The following is a 17999-nucleotide window of genomic DNA, read 5'->3' as shown; positions in this document are numbered from 1 at the left end:
GGTGCCGGGCTCGGCGCGGAACGGCCGGATACGGCCGGTAGGCTCGGGGCACATGACAGTCACCGCGCCCCCGGCAGCACCGGGCGCAGAACGCCTGGTCCCGCGCCCCGCCCCGCGCCGCGGCCGCAGCCGTTCCACCCGTACCTTCGCCGTCACCCTCGCCGAGGCGGGCACGGCGGTCTTCGCCGCCCTCCTGCTCACCTGGCTGAGCACGAGCCTGCGCGAGAACCCGATGGAGCGGATCGGGCAGGTCAGCGGCCTGGCGGCGATCCAGCTGCGGCTGCTGGCGCTGCTGACGGTGACCGTGCTGCTGTACGCGGCCCTGGCCCGGCGGATGCCGGGGGTGGCCGTCCGGCTGGGCGCGGCGGCGGTGGCCGGTCTGGCCACGGGCGTGACGGCGGCCGGCAGTGTGGTGGCCCTGCGCGGCACGGTGTGGCCGATGTACGCGAACTGGGGCGACGCCGGGACCCTGCAGGGCTGGGCGTACGACGTGATGGACGGAGTGGCGCTGCCCCCGTCGTACCCGCCGGGCCTGCCGTACCTGCTGGCGTGGACCGCCGAGCTGGCCTTCGGCGGCGATGTGGCCAAGGCCATGAAGTGGCTGATGATCGGGTTCCTGGCGCTCTGCGGGCCGGCCGCCTACCTGGCCTGGCGGATGCTGCTGCCGCCGCTGTGGGCCCTGGGCATCGGGGTGACGGCCTCGCTGCCGCTGGTCGAGCCCTACAAGCCGTACTCCCCGCTCGTCCTGATGATCGTGATCCCGGTCTTCGCCAAGCTGGTCGACACCACGCAGCGCTCGGCCCGGCTGGGGCGGCGGCGGGCGATGGTGACGGGCGGCGTGCTCGGTGCGGTGCTCGCCGTGCTGTTCCTGCTGTACGCGGGCTGGTTCGTGTGGTCCGCCGTGGGCGTGGTCGTGCTGTTCGCGGTGGTGCTCGTGGGGCTGGCGCGGTCGGGCGGGGCGCGGGCGCTGCTGGACGGGCTGCTGGTGCTGGCGTCCTCGCTGGGTGTGTTCCTGGTGCTGGCCGGGGGCTACATGACGCGGTTGCTCGGCGTGAGCGGTTCGACCAAGGACAACTTCTTCTACTTCGACACCCTCAGCGACCCGGCGTACTTCGCGATGTGGGGTGCCTCGATGCCGGGCCCGCTGCGCAGCATCGGCTGGCCGCCGCCCGGCGAGCTCGGCGGGGTCGGGCTCTTCACCCTCGTGCTGGTGGCGGGGCTGGGCGTGGCGGTGGCCCTGGGGCTGCGGCAGCCCGCCGTGCTGACGCTGGCGGCCTGCACGGCCAGCGCGTTCGCCCTGCGCTACTGGTACGCCTCGCACATGGCGCGCGACCAGGCCGTACAGCTCTATCCGCGGACCAGCCTGCAGATCGTGTACTGCCTGATCGCGCTGACCGGGCTGGCGGTGTACCTGGGGGCCGGGCGGATCCGGGACTGGCTGCGCACCCACGAGGCGCTGGTGCCGGGCCTGGGCCGGCGCGGTGCCGCCGTCCCGCGGCGGCGGGCCGGTGTGATCGGCGCGCTGTGCGCGCTGGGGCTGCTCTTCGGTACGGCGGGTTCGGCCACGGCCGACGCGTACATGCCGCGCTCCCCCGCCGAGAACTCCACCGGGCAGCTGGCGTGGACCTCGCACAACGTGCGGCAGCCCGACGGGACGTGTCCGGAGTTCGCCGTCAAGGGCGCGATCCAGGGCGACTGCGCGGTGTACATCCCGCCGGTGCGGGGCGGGAACGAGTCGTCTCCCGGGCAGCGCCGGTAGCGCAGACGCGAAAGGGGTGTGCCGCCGGTCCCGGGACCGGCGGCACACCCCTTTCCGCTGTGTCGGCGGCGCGACGGCTCAGCGCGCGCCGGGGGTGAAGGCGTGGCGGGCCAGGACCTTCACGCCGTCGCGCTGACCGCGCTTGAGCGCGCCGGGCAGCATGGTGATCGCGTGGAAGCGGGAGCCGTGGTGGATCCGGGCGGCGCGGGCCGCCTTGCGCCAGCCGCGGGCGTCCATCCGGTCGGCGACCGCGTGGAAGTAGCGCTCGGCCTCGGCGAAGCGGGTGCCGGAGAAGGCCTGCACCGAGGACTCGCTGACCGCGTGGCGGCGGTACTGGAAGACGGTGGTGGTCTGGTCGACGACCATCCGCTCGCCGGCCTCCAGCAGGTCCACCACGAGGGCGAGGTCCTGGATCACCGAGTAGTCGTCGCGGAAGTTGACGGCCCGCAGGGCCTCGCCGCGCCAGCTGATCGAGGGGAAGTACAGCCAGTTGCCGCGCAGCAGGCTGGTGGCGAGTTCCTCGCCGCCCATCACGCGGCGGCCCTTGACCTGCGGGGCGTACAGCCAGTGCTTGACGTTGTCCGCGAGGCCGGAGGTGACCTTGCCCTCGCCGTCGATCACCTCGACGCCGGGCTGGACCATGCCGATGCCCGGGTCGGCCTTGATGAGGGCGCGGACGGTCTCCAGGTAGTGCGGGTGCAGCAGGTCGTCACAGCCCATGATGACGACGTAGTCGGCCTCGGAGAGCTGGACGCACTTCTGGAAGTTCTTGGTGATGCCGAGGTTCTGCTCGTTGCGGGTGTAGTGGACCCGTTCGTCGCCGAGCTGCTCGAACCAGCCGGGGACCTCCGGCTCACGGCCGTCGTCGATCACGACGAGCCGGAAGTCGGGGTCGGTCTGCGCCAGCACGCTGCGCACGGCGTCCTGCATCATCGCCACGTCCCCGTAGTAGGGGAGCATGAAGTCGAAGGTCACCACGGGCGCTCAGGCCTTCACGGAGTCGGAGGGCTTCGCCGGGGCCGGGACGGCGGCGCCGTCCTCCGCGCCGAGGCGCTCGTCGTTGTGCCGCAGGCCCTCGTTGATGGCCACCGTCCGCGCGAGGTCGGTGATCTTCTTCTCCAGCGAGCGGAAGCGCAGGAAGGTGTTGAGGGTCAGGAAGCCCATCGCCAGCACCATGACGTACAGCACGAGGTCGGTGCCGCGGCCGACGCCGAGCTGCTGGGCGACCCAGGTGACGTCGGTCGGGCGGAGCACCGCGTACACGTTGACGACGACGAACAGCGAGAACGCGATGCGCTTCCAGGCACGGTTCTTGGCCTGGCTCCAGGTCCGTATGAAGACCAGGGCCATCGACACCGAGCCCGCGATGAGCAGCAGCTGGATCCAGAAGTACTTCATCAGCGGCCACGCTCCCGCATCGTGATGTCGAAAATGATGTTGACGCCGTTGATCAGGGACTGGCCCTTGGCGCGCGAGTACTCGGTGTAGAGGATGTCCACCGGCACCTCGGCCACCCGCAGGTCGGAGCCGGCCAGGAAGCCGACGATCTCCGAGGCGTGGGCCATGCCGTTCATGGTGATCCGCAGCTGCTCCGCCGCGTCGCGGCCCAGCACCCGCAGGCCGTTGTGCGCGTCGGTGAGCTTGAGCTTGCGCGCGGTCGGGCTGACGGCCGCGGCCGTGCGCAGCACGACCCGCTTGATCCACGGGACCTGGTCGTTCTGCACGATGAAGCGGGAGCCGAGCACCACGTCGACCTCGCCGCCGCGCAGCACCTCGACCATCTTCTCCACGTCGTGGGTCTGGTGCTGGCCGTCCGCGTCGAAGGTGGCGAAGTACTTCGCGCCGGGCTGGGCGAGCGCGTACGTCAGGCCGGTCTGCAGGGCGGCGCCCTGGCCGAGGTTGACGGGGTGGCGGACGAGGTGGGCGCCGGTGGTGGCGATGTGCTGGGCCGAGTCGTCCGTGCTGCCGTCGTCGACGACGACGATGTTCGGGAAGGTCTTGCGTGCTCCCTCCACGACGTCGGCGATCACCTGACCCTCGTTATAGGCCGGTATGACCAGCCAGACGTCGTCGTATTGGGTCACGGTAGCTCCAGCGGAATTCGGCACGTTCGTGTGCGCGGTGATCGGTGTGGCATCAAGGGCCGGCTCGGTCATCTGCCGACCGCACCGGCGCCCAGCGGGCTTGCGGCATCCCTGTGCCCGTCCCCCTGCGCGGCAGCCGCGGCCGCTCCGGGGAAGCTCAGCCTCAGCGCCGTCAGCATACCGAGGACGGTGGCGAGGGAGCCGAGAGCGTAGGCGAGGATCACCCGCAGGGCCACGTCGCCCGGCGCGAAGGTGATGCACACCAGTACTACGGTACCGATGGCCCAGCACAGCAGTTGCAGGTTGTGCCGTCTGAATACCATCAGCGCCTGTCCGAGAACCATCGCGAACATGTACGCGACGGTGCCCGCGGACAGCAGGAAGAAGTCGAAGGATCCGAGCGCCGGACGGGCGCCGAAGAGCACCTCGATGAGCCAGGGGCCCAGCGCCGTGGCGGGCACCCCGCCGGCCAGCCCCAGCAGTCCGACGACCACGCCGATCCGGCGCAGCATCGACCAGAACGCCGCCCGGTCGCCGGCCTCGAACGCGGCGCTCAGCCCGCTCAGCAGCGAGGCCTGGAGCGAGCCGAAGACGAACAGCGGCACCCGGGCCAGGACCAGCGCGCTCAGCAGCGCCGCGATCAGCGCGCTGTCGGTGGGGGCGAGCAGCTTGGTGCTCATCACCGCCGCGTTGACGACGACCTGGGCCAGCAGGGTCGAGCAGATCAGCAGGCCGAGCCCGCCGGTCAGCTCGCGCCAGCCGGCCACGTCCCCGGGTCCGCTGGCGCGCAGCAGCGCGGGCAGGGTCACGAGGACCGAGACGACCGGTGCGACGGCGAGCACCAGGCTGAAGGCGAGCGCCGAGTGCAGCCCGGCCAGCGCGCAGCCGAAGGCGAGCACGATGCGCAGGCCGCCGTCGACGGCGAGCTGGGTGCCGTACGCGCCGAAGCGGCCGAGGCCGGCGAGGACGCCGCGGGTGAGGTAGCAGACGGCCATGCCGGTGAAGGCGGCGCCGAGCGCGGCCACCAGGCCGCGGTCGCCGTGGAAGAGCAGGTCGGCGACGGGGCCCGCGGCCAGGCCCAGGGCGAGCAGGGTCGCGCCGAGGATCCCGGTGGTGAGCAGGGCGGCCCGGCGCAGTACGGGGGCGGCGCCCTGGCCGTTGACGACGCGGGCGGCGACGATCCGGGTGAGCTCCTGCTCGATGGGGAAGAAGAGGCCGATGCCGACCGACATCACGATGGTCCACAGCACGGAGACGTTCGCCATGGCGTCCGTCGAGAGGCTGTGTCCGGCGACACCGAGGTGGACGTACGAGGCGGCGCCGAGCACGACGGTGCCGCCGGCCACCGCGACGGTGCCCGGCGGCAGCGCCGCGGTGATCCTGGTCAGCAGGGACTTCATCCCGTGCTGCCGTTCCGGGCCGCTTTCGCGAGCGCGACGAAGCCGGGGGTGGCGAGCGCCTCGGCCAGCTGGTCCCGCCAGTCGGGCAGCGGAGCCAGGCCGGCCTCGGCCCAGCCGTCGTGCGCGAGCACGCTGAAGGCGGGGCGGACGGCGGGGCGGACGAACGCCTCGGAGGTGGTCGGCCGGATCCGCTCGGGGTCCAGACCGCTCAGCTGGTAGGTCTCACGGGCCAGTCCCATCCAGGTGGTCCGGCCGCTCGCGGTGCCGTGGTAGATCCCGCCCATGGCCCGGCCCTCGAGGGCGGCCAGGCCGAGCTCGACCAGGTGGCGGGCCAGGGCGCAGGACCAGGTGGGCTGGCCGTGCTGGTCGTCGACCACGTCGAGGGTGTCGCGCTGGGCGGCCAGCTTCAGCATGGTGGCGACGAAGTTCGGCCCGTGCTCGCCGTACAGCCAGGCCGTCCGTACGACGTAGCCGTCCTGCGGCAGAGTTGCGGTGACGGCCTGCTCGCCGACGAGCTTGGAACGCCCGTACGCGTTGACCGGGCCGGTCTCGGCGTCCTCGCGGTACGGCTCGGTGGCGTCGCCGGGCAGCACGTAGTCGGTGGAGACGTGGATCAGGCGCACGTGGGCGGCGGCGCAGGCCTCGGCGAGGACGCGCACGGCGGTGCCGTTGACGGCGGTGGCGGCCTCCTCGGCGGTCTCGGCGCCGTCGACGTCCGTCCAGGCGGCGCAGTTCACGACCACGGTGACGCCCTCGACCGCGGCCCGGACGGCGGCCGGGTCGGTGATGTCGAGGTCGGCGCGGCTCAGGCCGACGGCCTCGATCCCGGCGCGCTTCAGGACGGTCAGGACGTCCTGGCCGAGCATCCCGCCCGCGCCGGTGACGAGCCAGCGCCCGGCCGACGAGTTGGTCCTCACTTCTGCAGCGCCGCCTTCGCCTTCAGCGGCTCCCACCAGGCGCGGTTCTCGCGGTACCAGTCGATGGTGGCCTTGATGCCGTCCTCGAAGGTGACCTGCGGGGCGTAGCCCAGCTCGGCGCCGATCTTGCTGATGTCGATGGAGTAGCGCAGGTCGTGGCCCTTGCGGTCCTCGACGTGCTCGACCATGTCCCAGCCGAGGCCGGCGGCCTCCAGCAGGACGCCGGTGAGCTCCTTGTTGGTGAGCTCGGTGCCGCCGCCGATGTTGTAGACCTCGCCGGCCCGGCCCTTGCGCATGGCCAGGTCGATGCCGCGGCAGTGGTCGGAGACGTGCAGCCAGTCGCGGACGTTGCCGCCGTTGCCGTACAGCGGGACCTTCCTGCCGTCCATCAGGTTGGAGACGAACAGCGGGATGACCTTCTCCGGGAACTGGTAGTGCCCGTAGTTGTTGGAGCAGCGCGTGACCACCACGTCCATGCCGTGGGTGCGCGCGTACGCCAGGGCCAGCAGGTCCGAGGACGCCTTGGAGGCGGAGTACGGCGAGTTGGGGACCAGCGGCCACTCCTCGGTCCAGGAGCCCTCGCTGATCGAGCCGTACACCTCGTCGGTGGAGATGTGGACGAAGCGGCCGACGCCGTGCTTGCGGGCGGCGTCGAGGAGCACCTGGGTGCCGACGACGTTGGTCATCACGAACGGACCGGCGCCGGCGATCGAGCGGTCCACGTGGGACTCGGCGGCGAAGTGCACCACGACGTCGTGACCGGGCATGACCTGGTCGACGGCCTCGGCGTCGCAGATGTCGCCCTTGACGAAGCGGTAGCCGGGGTGGTCGGCGACCGGCGCGAGGTTGGCCTCCACGCCGGAGTAGGTCAGCTTGTCGAAGACCGTGATCCGTGCGGACGCGTCGGCACCGAGCTGCTGGCGGACGAATTCTGAACCGATGAAGCCGGCGCCGCCGGTCACGAGGATGCGCATAATACGAAGAGTCTAGCGGCCCGCTGAACGTCACACTCCGGCCCCGGCCCGCCCCCTCGCGCCCCTCGCTTAGGGTTCTCCCATGCGTGGAATTCTCTTGGCCGGTGGTACCGGATCCCGACTCTGGCCGCTGACGCGGGCAGTCTCGAAGCAGCTCCTGCCCGTCTTCGACAAGCCGATGATCTACTACCCGCTGTCCACCCTGGTCATGGCCGGGATCAGTGAAATCCTGATCATCACCACCCCCGAGGACCGCGACCAGTTCGAGCGACTGCTCGGCGACGGTTCGCAGTTCGGCCTCAAGCTGGAGTACGCCGTCCAGGAGCGCCCGGAGGGCATCGCCCAGGCGTTCGTCCTCGGCGCGGACTTCATCGGCGACGAGCACGTCGCCCTGATCCTCGGCGACAACATCTTCCACGGCAGCGGGCTCGGCACCCGGCTCGCCCAGCACACCGACGCCAAGGGCGGCCGGGTCTTCGCGTACCCGGTGGCGGACCCGACGGCGTACGGCGTCGTCGAGTTCGACGACAAGGGCCAGGCGATCTCCATCGAGGAGAAGCCGGCCAAGCCCAAGTCCCGCTACGCGGTGCCGGGTCTGTACTTCTACGACAACCAGGTCGTGGAGATCGCGCGCGGCCTGAAGCCCAGCGCCCGCGGCGAGCTGGAGATCACGGCCGTCAACGACGCCTACCTCCAGGCCGGTGAGCTCAATGTCACCATCCTCGACCGCGGTACCGCGTGGCTCGACACCGGAACGTTCGTCTCGATGGTGCAGGCCTCGGAGTTCGTGCGCGTGATCGAGGAGCGCCAGGGCTTCAAGATCGGCTGCATCGAGGAGGCGGCCTGGCGGGCCGGCCTGATCGACTCCGCGCAGCTGCGCGCCCTCGCCGAGCCGCTGGTGAAGAGCGGTTACGGCGACTACCTGCTGCGTCTGCTGGACGAGGAGAGCGCCCGATGAAGATCCGCCCCCTGTCGATCGACGGTGCCTTCGAGCTCACCCCGCAGCTGCACGGGGACCCGCGCGGCCTGTTCACCGAGTGGTACCGGCACGACAAGCTGGCCGAGGTCGTCGGCCACCCGCTGAAGCTGGCGCAGGCCAACCTCTCGGTGTCCGCGCGCGGTGTGGTCCGCGGCATCCACTTCGCCGACGTCCCGCCCGGCCAGGCCAAGTACGTGACGTGCGTGCGCGGCGCCGTGCTCGACGTCATCGTCGACCTGCGGGTGGGCTCCCCGACCTTCGGCCGCTGGGAGGGCGTCCGGCTGGACGACGTCGACCGCCGCGCGGTCTACATCTCCGAGGGCCTGGGCCACGGCTTCTGCGCGCTGAGCGACGACGCGACGCTGTCCTACCTCTGTTCGGAGACGTACAACCCGACGGGCGAGCACGCGGTGCACCCGCTGGACCCCGACCTCGGCATCGAGTGGCCGGCGGACGTCCCGCAGCTCTCGGCCCGCGACGAGGCCGCCCCGTCCCTGGCCGAGGCGATCGCGTCGGGCCTGCTGCCGGACTACGCGGCCTGCCAGGAGTTCACGGAGTCCCTGCGGACGGTCTGACACCCGCCGCCGTACGAGGAGAAGGGCCGCACCCGGCTGGGTGCGGCCCTTCTCACATGGGACCCGCGGGCCTCAGGACCGGGACAGGGCCCCGCACCCCTCCTCGGTTCCGTCGCGGGCGATGTCCTTGCTGCGGTCGTACGGGTCCACGGGCGGCCCCGACGGCTGCGGACCCGTGTTCGGGCTGTCGCTGAAGGAGGGGTGCAGGAAGCCGTCGAAGTCGGAGCAGGACGAGTTGAGGACGTCGTAGCTGTAGTCACCCAGCTGCATCGTGCCCTCCGTGACCTGCCAGCGGGCCGGGTCGGCGAACGCGAACGTCATCTGGCGGCGCACGATGGAGCGCCGGACCTCGCTCGCGCCGGCCTTCACCTGCACGAGCGGGTAGACGAACGTGTAGTCCGCCGCCACGTCGAACTGCCCGGGCTTCGGGCCGTCCTTGACCGTCATCCGGCCGCGCACCTTGACCACGTCGCCGGCGAGCCTGAGTTCGGCCGGATCGATCCGGGTGAACATCTGGAGCGGATCCGTCTCCTTGGCCGGCCGGTCCAGTGCCCGCTCCAGGCGGTCGACGGTCTCGCGCTGGCGCGGGTCGATCATCTTCAGCACGGCCTCGGGGCGGTCCCCGCGCAGGGTGGCCGGGTCCAGGTTGGACAGCACCAGGAACTGCTTGACCTGCGTCAGCCCCTGCGCGACCTGCTCCTTGGACACCCCGCCCGCGGCCTGCGCCTCGGGCACCTCGATCCCGGCGGCGCCGTCGGCCCACTGCACGGCGGGCGATCCGCGGAAAGGTTCCTTCAGCGTGGGCCGGTCCGGATCCGTCCGCTCGGGCGGCCCGGTGGGCCGTACGGACTCGGCGGGCAGCGGGCCCTGACTGCCGCTCCCCTGCCCGGCCTTCCCGGTGATCCGGTCGATGACCAGCTCCGGCCGTACGGCGATCAGCGCCAGCCCGGCGATCAGCACGATGACCACGGCCGCCTTCAGCCGCCGGCCGCCCTTCTCCCTCGGCGCCGGCCCGGTCCGCCACCCCGGCGGCTGCTCCGGCTCGTTCTTCCGCCCGAACCACGTCCGCCCGGCGGCCCGCGCCCGCTCCTCGTCCTCGCGCCGCAGCCGCTCGGTCACCATCCGCGCCCGCGCGGACGGCTCCTTGGGCGCCGCCCCCGCCCCGAGCTCGGCCTGCCGCAAGAACTTGTCCCAGTCGTCATCACTGACCGACGACCCCCCACTGCCACCCACGGTGTCCCCCACGTAGCTCATTCACCCCATGCGCTGCGCAGGATCTCACACCCCACCGACATCCCACTGAACAGACCACCCGGACGAGTGGTCATATGCCAGAGGAACGTTCCTGAACCTTCAGTCCGCCCTACCTTTCGGACATGGCCATGGGTGCCGACTCGGCAACGCACCTCTCCTACGCGGAAATGCTGGAGATCGGCCTGGGCGACTCGCCGGCCGGAGACACCTGGAGGAATCTGATGGGCGTGACCAGCTACTTCCCCGGCCGAGGGACCCTCATCGAGAAGGCCATGCTCGAAGGAGCGGCCAGGGGCATGGCCGAAGGCAAGGCCGAGGGACTCGCCGAAGGGCTCGCCGAGGGACTCGCCGCGGGCAAGGCCGCGGGGCTCGCCGAAGGCAAGGCCGAGGGACTCGCCGCGGGCAAGGCCGAGGGACTCGCCGAAGGCAAGGCCGAGGGTCAGGCGGCCGGGCTCGCCCAGGGCAAGGCCGAGGACATCCTCCGCCTGCTCGACGGTCGCGGGATCGCCGTCTCCCTCGACATCCGCGTGCTCGTCTCCGCGTGCGCCGACATCGACGTCCTCGACCACTGGTTCGACCGGGCCATCACGGCGACCACCGCCGAGGAGCTGTTCGGCGACGAGCCCGACGCCTAGTCACCGCCCGGCAACGACGAAGGGCCCCGTCCCGCCGCGTGAGCGGTGGGACGGGGCCCTTCGGTCAAACATGGTGCTCGCTCGCGCGAGCCACCAGGCCGGACCCGAAGAAGTCGGAACTTACTTCGTGATCTTGGTGACCTGGCCGGCGCCGACCGTACGACCACCCTCACGGATGGCGAACTTCAGGCCCTCCTCCATGGCGACCGGCTGGATCAGCGCGACCGTCATCTCGGTGTTGTCGCCCGGCATGACCATCTCGGTGCCCTCGGGGAGGGTCACGACGCCGGTCACGTCCGTGGTACGGAAGTAGAACTGCGGGCGGTAGTTGTTGAAGAACGGGGTGTGACGGCCACCCTCGTCCTTCGACAGGATGTAGGCCTGGGCCTCGAACTCGGTGTGCGGCGTGACCGAACCGGGCTTGATGATGACCTGGCCGCGCTCGACGTCCTCGCGCTTGATGCCACGGAGGAGCAGACCGACGTTCTCACCGGCCTGGCCCTCGTCGAGCAGCTTGCGGAACATCTCGATGCCGGTGACCGTGGTGGTGGTCTTCTGCTCCTTGATGCCGATGATGTCAACGGTCTCGTTGACCTTCAGGACACCACGCTCGATACGACCGGTGACGACGGTGCCACGACCGGTGATCGTGAAGACGTCCTCGACGGGCATGAGGAACGGCTTCTCGGTGTCACGCGGCGGGGTCGGGATCGCCTCGTCGACGGCGGCCATGAGGCCGAGGAGCTTCTCGCCCCACTCCTTGTCGCCCTCGAGCGCCTTGAGCGCGGAGACCTGGACGACCGGAACGTCGTCGCCCGGGAACTCGTACTCGGAGAGGAGCTCACGAACCTCGAGCTCGACGAGCTCCAGGATCTCCTCGTCGTCCACCATGTCGGCCTTGTTCAGGGCGACGACGATGTACGGAACGCCGACCTGGCGGGCCAGGAGCACGTGCTCCTTGGTCTGCGGCATCGGGCCGTCGGTGGCGGCGACCACGAGGATGGCGCCGTCCATCTGCGCGGCACCGGTGATCATGTTCTTGATGTAGTCCGCGTGACCCGGGCAGTCGACGTGGGCGTAGTGACGCGCCTCGGTCTGGTACTCGACGTGCGCGATGGAGATGGTGATACCGCGCTGGCGCTCCTCAGGAGCCTTGTCGATCTGGTCGAAGGCCGAGGCCTCGTTCAGGTCCGGGTACGCGTCGTGCAGCACCTTGGTAATGGCGGCCGTGAGGGTCGTCTTACCGTGGTCAATGTGACCGATGGTGCCGATGTTGACGTGCGGCTTAGTCCGCTCGAACTTCGCCTTCGCCACTGGGGTCCTCCTGGGGAGTGGTTCTGTACGCCTTACTCATCGGCGCCAGGTGATCTTTGCTGGAATGCCGGCCCCGGGGGCGGAGAGAACGGTTGTTCCCGTCCGCCCCTGGGACACCGGTGACAAGCCTAAAGCGTGTACTCGGAAGAGTTACTCGCCCTTGGCCTTCGCGATGATCTCCTCGGCGACGTTCCGGGGAACCTCGGCGTAGGAGTCGAACTGCATCGAGTAGCTTGCGCGACCCGAGGTCTTGCTGCGGAGGTCGCCGACGTAGCCGAACATCTCCGAAAGCGGCACGAGGCCCTTGACGATCTTGGCTCCGTGACGGTCCTCCATGGCCTGGATCTGGCCACGGCGGGAGTTGATGTCACCGATGACGTCACCCATGGACTCCTCCGGCGTGGTGACCTCGACGGCCATCATCGGCTCGAGGAGCACGGGAGAAGCCTTGCGCGCGGCCTCCTTGAAGGCCTGCGAACCGGCGATCTTGAACGCGAGCTCGGAGGAGTCGACCTCGTGGTAGCCACCGTCGAGAAGCGTGACGCGGACGCCCGTCATCTCGTAGCCGGCCAGGATGCCGAACTGCATGGCCTCCTGCGCACCGGCGTCGACCGAAGGGATGTACTCCTTCGGCACGCGGCCACCGGTGACCTTGTTCACGAACTCGTACGCCGGACCGTCGGCGTCCGTGATCGGCTCGATCGCGATCTGCACCTTGGCGAACTGACCGGTACCACCGGTCTGCTTCTTGTGGGTGTAGTCGTGACGCTCGACGGCCTTGCGGATCGTCTCGCGGTACGCGACCTGCGGCTTGCCGACGTTGGCCTCGACCTTGAACTCGCGCTTCATACGGTCGACCAGCACCTCGAGGTGCAGCTCGCCCATACCGCCGAGGATGGTCTGGCCCGTCTCCTCGTCCGAGTGAACGTGGAAGGAGGGGTCCTCCTCCGCGAGACGCTGGATGGCGACACCCAGCTTCTCCTGGTCACCCTTGGACTTGGGCTCGATGGCGACCTGGATGACCGGAGCCGGGAAGTCCATGGACTCCAGGATCACGGGGCTCTTGTCGTCGCACAGCGTCTCACCGGTGGTGGTCTGCTTCAGGCCCATGACGGCGACGATGTCGCCGGCGCCCACCGCGTCGATCTCCTCACGCTTGTTCGCGTGCATGCGGTAGATCTTGCCGATGCGCTCCTTCTTGCCCTTGACGGAGTTCAGCACCGAGGTGCCGGCCTCCAGGCGGCCCGAGTAGACCCGGACGAAGGTGAGCTTGCCGAGGTGCGGGTCGCTCATGATCTTGAACGCGAGCGCGGCGAGGGGCTCCTCGTCGGACGGCTTGCGCTTCACGACCACCTCGGCGTCGCGGACGTCGTGGCCCTCGATGGCCTCGATGTCCAGCGGCGACGGGAGGTAGCGGACGACGGCGTCGAGCAGGGGCTGGACGCCCTTGTTCTTGAACGCCGTGCCACAGAACACCGCGGTGATCGTGGGCTCGCCCTTGCCCTTGCCGGAGCCGAGGATGATACGGCGCACGGCGGCGTGCAGCTGCTCCTCGGTCGGCTCCTCGCCGCCCAGGTACAGCTCCATGATCTCGTCGTCGTTCTCGGCGACGGTCTCGACGAGCTTGCCGCGCCACTCCTCGGCCAGCTCGGTGTGCGTGGCCGGGATGTCGACGATGTCGTACATCTCGCCCTTGGTGGCCTCGGCGGACCACACGAGGGCCTTCATGCGGACGAGGTCGACCACGCCCTTGAAGTCCGCCTCGGCACCGATCGGCAGCTGCATCACGATCGGAACCGCACCGAGGCGGTCCTTGATCATGTCGACGCAGCGCATGAACTCGGCGCCGGTACGGTCGAGCTTGTTGACGAAGCAGATACGCGGAACGCCGTAGCGGTCCGCCTGACGCCAAACGGTCTCGGACTGCGGCTCCACACCGGCGACACCGTCGAACACGGTGACGGCACCGTCGAGGACGCGGAGCGAACGCTCCACCTCGACCGTGAAGTCGACGTGCCCCGGGGTGTCGATGATGTTGATGGTGTGGTCGACGTCCTCGAGCGGCCAGTGGCAGGTCGTCGCGGCGGACGTGATGGTGATGCCGCGCTCCTGCTCCTGCTCCATCCAGTCCATCGTGGCGGCGCCGTCGTGGACCTCACCGATCTTGTACGACACGCCGGTGTAGAACAGGATGCGCTCGGTGGTGGTCGTCTTGCCCGCGTCGATGTGCGCCATGATGCCGATGTTGCGCACCTTGGCAAGGTCAAGCGAAGTGGTAGCCATGTCGGCTCAGTCTTCTCTCGGTCTCGATGTGGGTTGCGACTACCAGCGGTAGTGCGCGAAGGCCTTGTTAGACTCGGCCATCTTGTGCGTGTCCTCACGCTTCTTGACGGCCGCACCGAGGCCGTTCGAGGCGTCGAGGAGCTCGTTCATCAGGCGCTCGGTCATGGTCTTCTCGCGGCGGGCGCGGGAGTAACCCACGAGCCAGCGCAGCGCCAGGGTCGACTGGCGACCCGGCTTGACCTCGACCGGAACCTGGTAGGTCGCGCCACCGACACGGCGGGACTTGACCTCGAGGGACGGCTTGACGTTCTCCAGCGCGCGCTTCAGCGTGATGACCGGGTCGTTGCCGGTCTTCTCGCGGAGGCCCTCCATGGCGCCGTAGACGATGCGCTCGGCGGTGGAGCGCTTGCCGTCCAGGAGGATCTTGTTGATGAGCGAGGTCACCAGAGGAGATGCGTAGACCGGGTCGATGATGACCGGGCGCTTCGGGGCGGGGCCCTTACGAGGCATTCTTACTTCTCCTTCTTGGCGCCGTAGCGGCTGCGGGCCTGCTTGCGGTTCTTGACAGCCTGGGTGTCAAGCGCACCGCGGATGATCTTGTAACGAACACCCGGCAGGTCCTTCACACGGCCACCACGCACGAGCACGATCGAGTGCTCCTGCAGGTTGTGTCCCTCACCCGGAATGTAAGCGGTGACCTCGATGCCGGAGGTCAGACGCACACGCGCGACCTTACGGAGCGCCGAGTTCGGCTTCTTCGGGGTGGTCGTGAACACACGCGTGCAGACGCCACGGCGCTGGGGCGAAGCCTCGAGCGCGGGCGTCTTCGTCTTCTCGACCTTGTCCTGCCGGCCCTTACGGACCAGCTGCTGGATCGTAGGCACTACTTCTCCGGTTTCTGTGTGCCGTTCGTAAAACTAACCTGGAACTTCTCCGACCCACGCGGTCGGGTGTGTCGGACTCGGTCGGCTCCGCGAGATGCGGGAGACGTACACGAATCGCGGTGGCCGGTCCGGCCCCCCTGCGGTTGATGGACACGCACGAGAGCCCAGGCACACCCCAGGCACAAGGTCTGAGCGTACCTACCTCACAGAGGTAGGTCAAAACAAATGCCCAGCACGAAAACACACCACGCGCAAGCCGAACGGGCGCCCGACTCCGCCCCACCTAGACTGGCCCGTTGCACCAGGTCCGCGCAACCGATCAGCAGGGAGCAGACATTGGGGACCGTGGCAGCGGAGTCGGCGGCCGTCGGCACCCCGCCCACCGACCGTGCAGCGACCACGGGCCGCGGCGGTACGCCGCCCGGCCGCCCGCGGGGGCTCGGGAGACGGTCGCGCCGGCTGTACGGACCCCTCCTCGCCGCGGTGATCACCGCGACGGCGTCCTGCGCGGCCTGGGCCTGGCGCGGCACCTATCCCTTCGGCCCCACCGGCCGGGCCATCAACGACCAGGCCAACCAGTACGTGCCCTTCCACCGGGCGCTGTGGGACCTGGCGCACGGGCAGGCCGCCGGTGACGTGCTGTTCAGCTGGCGGAGCGGCTTCGGCCAGCAGTTCCTGGCGGACTACGCCACCTACCTCGGCAGTCCGCTGTCCTGGCTGACCGTCCTGGTCCCCCGGCACCACGTGGACCTGGCCGTCTTCGCGCTGACCCCGCTGACCATGGCCCTGGCGGCCGCGCTGATGACGGTCTACCTGGGCCGGCTGGTGCCCGGGCCGTGGTGGCAGCGGGGGGTGCTCGGGGCGACGTACGGGCTGTGCGGGTGGGCGCTGAGCGACGCCTCGTACATCCCGATGTGGCTGTGGGGCCTGGCCGCGCTGCCGATGCTGGGGATCGCCGTGGAGTGGTGCCTGCGGGAGCGGCGCTGGCCGGCCGCGGCCGCGCTCGTCGCGCTCGCCTGGTCCGGCAACTTCTACACCGCGATGATGGCCACGATGGCGGCGGCCGTGCTGCTGGCCGTCCGGCTGACCGTGCTGGACCTGACCGGGCGGCAGCGGCTGCGGGCCCTGTGGCGGGCCGGTACGGCGACGGGCACCGGCATCCTCCTGACCCTGCCGCTGCTCCTGCCGTCGTTCCTGGCCAGCGGCGCCGCGCAGCCGACGAGGGCCGCCTCCTTCGACCCGGTCCGGCTGGATGCCTTCCTGACCGGCATGCTCCCGGCCACCCATCTGTGGGGCGGCCGGCCCCGGCTCTACGTCGCCTCCCTCGGTCTGATCCTGGCCGGGGCGTTCGTCCTGAACAGCGCGATCGCGGCGCGGACCCGGCTGGTGTGGGCGGCGGCGGTCGTGGCGGTCGCGGCCTCCTTACAGATCCCGGCGACCCAGTACGTCTGGCACGGCCTGGCGGTGCCGAACGGCAATCCCTACCGCGAGGCGTTCGTCTTCAGCGGGCTGCTGGTGATCGTGGCCTGGCTGGCGCTGGCGAACCGCCCGCGCCCGCTGCACGTGGCGGTCCCGGCCGCGCTGCTGGTGGTGGCGGCCTTCGTACTGCGGCACACCGACGACTTCGACGGCCACACCTGGTACGCCGTCCTGGGCGGCGGCGCCCTCTCGCTGCTGGCCCTGGTCCTGCTCGCGCTGTCCGGGCGCCGCCGCGCCCTGCTCCCGGTGGCGGCCGTGCTGATGACCGGCGTGGTCCTCGCCGAGTCCACGCTGGCCGCGGCCGGCGCGGACGCGAGGCGTTCGCGCGAGAACTGGGCGGGCACCGCGGTCACCGCGAGCGCCTCCATCACCCACCACCTCGCGGCGGTCCGGGAGGCGGGGGGCTGGCCGGCGTACCGCACCGACTCGGGCAGCCCGCAGACCTCGTACAACGACGCGCTGGCGCTGCGCGCCGAGGGCCCGCAGTACTACAGCAGCTACCTGCCGGAGGCGACCTTCCGGACCCTGGAGCCGCTGGGCTACGGCTTCAAGAACGACGGCCGGACCTTCTTCGGCGCCGACAACCCGGTGCTGGACGCCATCTTCGCCATCGGCGCCCGGGTCCGGCCCGGCACCGCCCCGGACTCCTGGACCGCCACCCGCTTCCCCGCGCCCCCGCTGGTCACGGTCCGCAGCGCGCCCTTCACCTCGGCGCTGCCGGCCGACAGCGTCTACGCCCGCCAGGAGAACGTCCTGGGCAGCGCGGTGTACCAGGTCCCGGCCGTCACCCGCGGCGGCTCCGGCACCGAGCGGACGTACGCCGCCGCGTGCACGCCCGGCTCCGAGGCGTACTGGTTCTCCCCCGCCCTGGAGGGCACCGCGCTGGCCGGCGGCAAGGAGTACCGCCTGGAGGAGCGGATGACGGGCGTGATCGCACTCGGCACCGTTCCCGCCTCCGGGCGCGTCGACGTCACGGTGCGCACCGGAAGCGCGGGCGACGCGGGCGCGCACCCGGTGGGCTGCCTGGACCGGCCGCGGCTGGACGCGGCCGTGCGGCGGCTGACCGCCACCGGCGCCACCTCCGTACGGGCCGGCGGCCACGGCATCGAGGCCACCCTGCCCGCGGGCGCGGCCGGCACCGCCGTGTTCGCGATGACCGACGTCCCGGGCTGGACGTGCTCCGCGCCCGTGAGGTCCTTCCACGGGCTGGTCGCCGTCGACCTGGCCCCCGGCACCGGGAAGGTCTCGTGCACCTTCGCGCCGCCGGGGCTGCGCGCGGGGCTGGCCGGCGGCGCCCTGGCGGCGCTGGTGCTGCTGTCGGTGACGGTCGCGGGCCGCCGCCGGAGCCGGCGCACCGAACACGCCGTGCACACCGGGTGACGGGCCGGTTCCAATTCCGGTATTCCGGTGACCGCGCGCGCCCCTCGGTCAGTACATTGACCCGCCTGATGAACGGGGGGCG

General features: G+C 70.6%; 16 protein-coding genes. 5 read left to right on the top strand and 11 right to left on the bottom strand.

Features of this window, described 5'->3' with window-relative positions:
- The first annotated feature begins 52 nt into the window (after positions 1 to 52).
- Entirely contained in the window at positions 53 to 1759 is a 1707-nt protein-coding gene (locus ACZ6KO_RS14260) for a hypothetical protein (RefSeq protein ID WP_469304287.1), read from the top strand.
- A 78-nt stretch (positions 1760 to 1837) separates the two neighbouring features.
- On the opposite strand, the gene ACZ6KO_RS14255 is transcribed toward ACZ6KO_RS14260, so the two are convergent.
- The 6 genes from ACZ6KO_RS14255 to rfbB all read right to left on the bottom strand — a co-directional run bounded on the left by ACZ6KO_RS14255 (position 1838) and on the right by rfbB (position 7134).
- Positions 1838 to 2737 (bottom strand): glycosyltransferase family 2 protein, encoded by a 900-nt coding sequence (locus ACZ6KO_RS14255; protein WP_469304286.1) that lies wholly within the window; start codon positions 2735 to 2737, stop codon positions 1838 to 1840.
- 6 nt (positions 2738 to 2743) lie between these two features.
- Positions 2744 to 3157: a DUF2304 domain-containing protein gene (locus ACZ6KO_RS14250; protein WP_401452365.1), complete on the bottom strand. Its 414-nt coding sequence runs from the start codon at positions 3155 to 3157 to the stop codon at positions 2744 to 2746.
- A complete protein-coding gene (locus ACZ6KO_RS14245; protein WP_469304285.1) occupies positions 3157 to 3843 on the bottom strand; it encodes a glycosyltransferase family 2 protein in 687 nt (228 codons plus the stop codon). Before ACZ6KO_RS14245 ends, ACZ6KO_RS14250 begins: the two co-directional genes overlap by 1 nt.
- A gap of 68 nt (positions 3844 to 3911) precedes the next feature.
- Entirely contained in the window at positions 3912 to 5243 is a 1332-nt protein-coding gene (locus ACZ6KO_RS14240; protein WP_469304284.1) for a lipopolysaccharide biosynthesis protein, read from the bottom strand.
- A complete protein-coding gene (gene rfbD, locus ACZ6KO_RS14235) occupies positions 5240 to 6109 on the bottom strand; it encodes a dTDP-4-dehydrorhamnose reductase (RefSeq protein ID WP_469304971.1) in 870 nt (289 codons plus the stop codon). Before rfbD ends, ACZ6KO_RS14240 begins: the two co-directional genes overlap by 4 nt.
- 47 nt (positions 6110 to 6156) lie before the next feature.
- On the bottom strand, positions 6157 to 7134 hold the full coding sequence (gene rfbB, locus ACZ6KO_RS14230; RefSeq protein ID WP_469304283.1) for a dTDP-glucose 4,6-dehydratase: 978 nt from the start codon (positions 7132 to 7134) through the stop codon (positions 6157 to 6159).
- Between the two features lie 82 nt (positions 7135 to 7216).
- Between rfbB and rfbA the strand changes: the two genes are divergently transcribed.
- Together rfbA and rfbC are read left to right on the top strand one after the other, a co-directional pair.
- On the top strand, positions 7217 to 8092 hold the full coding sequence (gene rfbA / locus ACZ6KO_RS14225; protein WP_469304282.1) for a glucose-1-phosphate thymidylyltransferase RfbA: 876 nt from the start codon (positions 7217 to 7219) through the stop codon (positions 8090 to 8092).
- Complete coding sequence (rfbC, locus tag ACZ6KO_RS14220; protein ID WP_469304281.1) at positions 8089 to 8688, top strand: dTDP-4-dehydrorhamnose 3,5-epimerase; 600 nt, start codon at positions 8089 to 8091, stop codon at positions 8686 to 8688. Before rfbA ends, rfbC begins: the two co-directional genes overlap by 4 nt.
- Before the next feature lie 72 nt (positions 8689 to 8760).
- On the opposite strand, the gene ACZ6KO_RS14215 is transcribed toward rfbC, so the two are convergent.
- Positions 8761 to 9933: a hypothetical protein gene (locus ACZ6KO_RS14215; protein WP_469304280.1), complete on the bottom strand. Its 1173-nt coding sequence runs from the start codon at positions 9931 to 9933 to the stop codon at positions 8761 to 8763.
- Positions 9934 to 10064: 131 nt separating this feature from the next.
- Here ACZ6KO_RS14215 and ACZ6KO_RS14210 point away from each other — a divergent pair, with 131 nt between their 5' ends.
- Entirely contained in the window at positions 10065 to 10577 is a 513-nt protein-coding gene (locus ACZ6KO_RS14210) for a hypothetical protein (RefSeq protein WP_469304279.1), read from the top strand.
- Between the two features lie 120 nt (positions 10578 to 10697).
- Here the strand turns inward: ACZ6KO_RS14210 and tuf are convergent, their stop codons facing one another.
- From tuf to rpsL, 4 genes are all read right to left on the bottom strand, one after another.
- Positions 10698 to 11891: an elongation factor Tu gene (tuf, locus tag ACZ6KO_RS14205; RefSeq protein WP_469304278.1), complete on the bottom strand. Its 1194-nt coding sequence runs from the start codon at positions 11889 to 11891 to the stop codon at positions 10698 to 10700.
- A 150-nt stretch (positions 11892 to 12041) separates the two neighbouring features.
- Entirely contained in the window at positions 12042 to 14174 is a 2133-nt protein-coding gene (fusA, locus tag ACZ6KO_RS14200) for an elongation factor G (RefSeq protein WP_469304277.1), read from the bottom strand.
- Positions 14175 to 14213: 39 nt separating this feature from the next.
- On the bottom strand, positions 14214 to 14684 hold the full coding sequence (rpsG, locus tag ACZ6KO_RS14195; RefSeq protein ID WP_109778523.1) for a 30S ribosomal protein S7: 471 nt from the start codon (positions 14682 to 14684) through the stop codon (positions 14214 to 14216).
- 2 nt (positions 14685 to 14686) lie between these two features.
- Positions 14687 to 15058 (bottom strand): 30S ribosomal protein S12, encoded by a 372-nt coding sequence (rpsL, locus tag ACZ6KO_RS14190; protein ID WP_007265893.1) that lies wholly within the window; start codon positions 15056 to 15058, stop codon positions 14687 to 14689.
- A gap of 345 nt (positions 15059 to 15403) precedes the next feature.
- Between rpsL and ACZ6KO_RS14185 the strand changes: the two genes are divergently transcribed.
- On the top strand, positions 15404 to 17917 hold the full coding sequence (locus tag ACZ6KO_RS14185) for a YfhO family protein (protein ID WP_469304276.1): 2514 nt from the start codon (positions 15404 to 15406) through the stop codon (positions 17915 to 17917).
- Positions 17918 to 17999: the final 82 nt, after the last annotated feature.

This window comes from Streptomyces sp. NPDC042102 (assembly GCF_055582305.1).
Note: the sequence above shows the minus strand (reverse complement) of the source record. Positions and strands in the feature narration are given on the sequence as shown.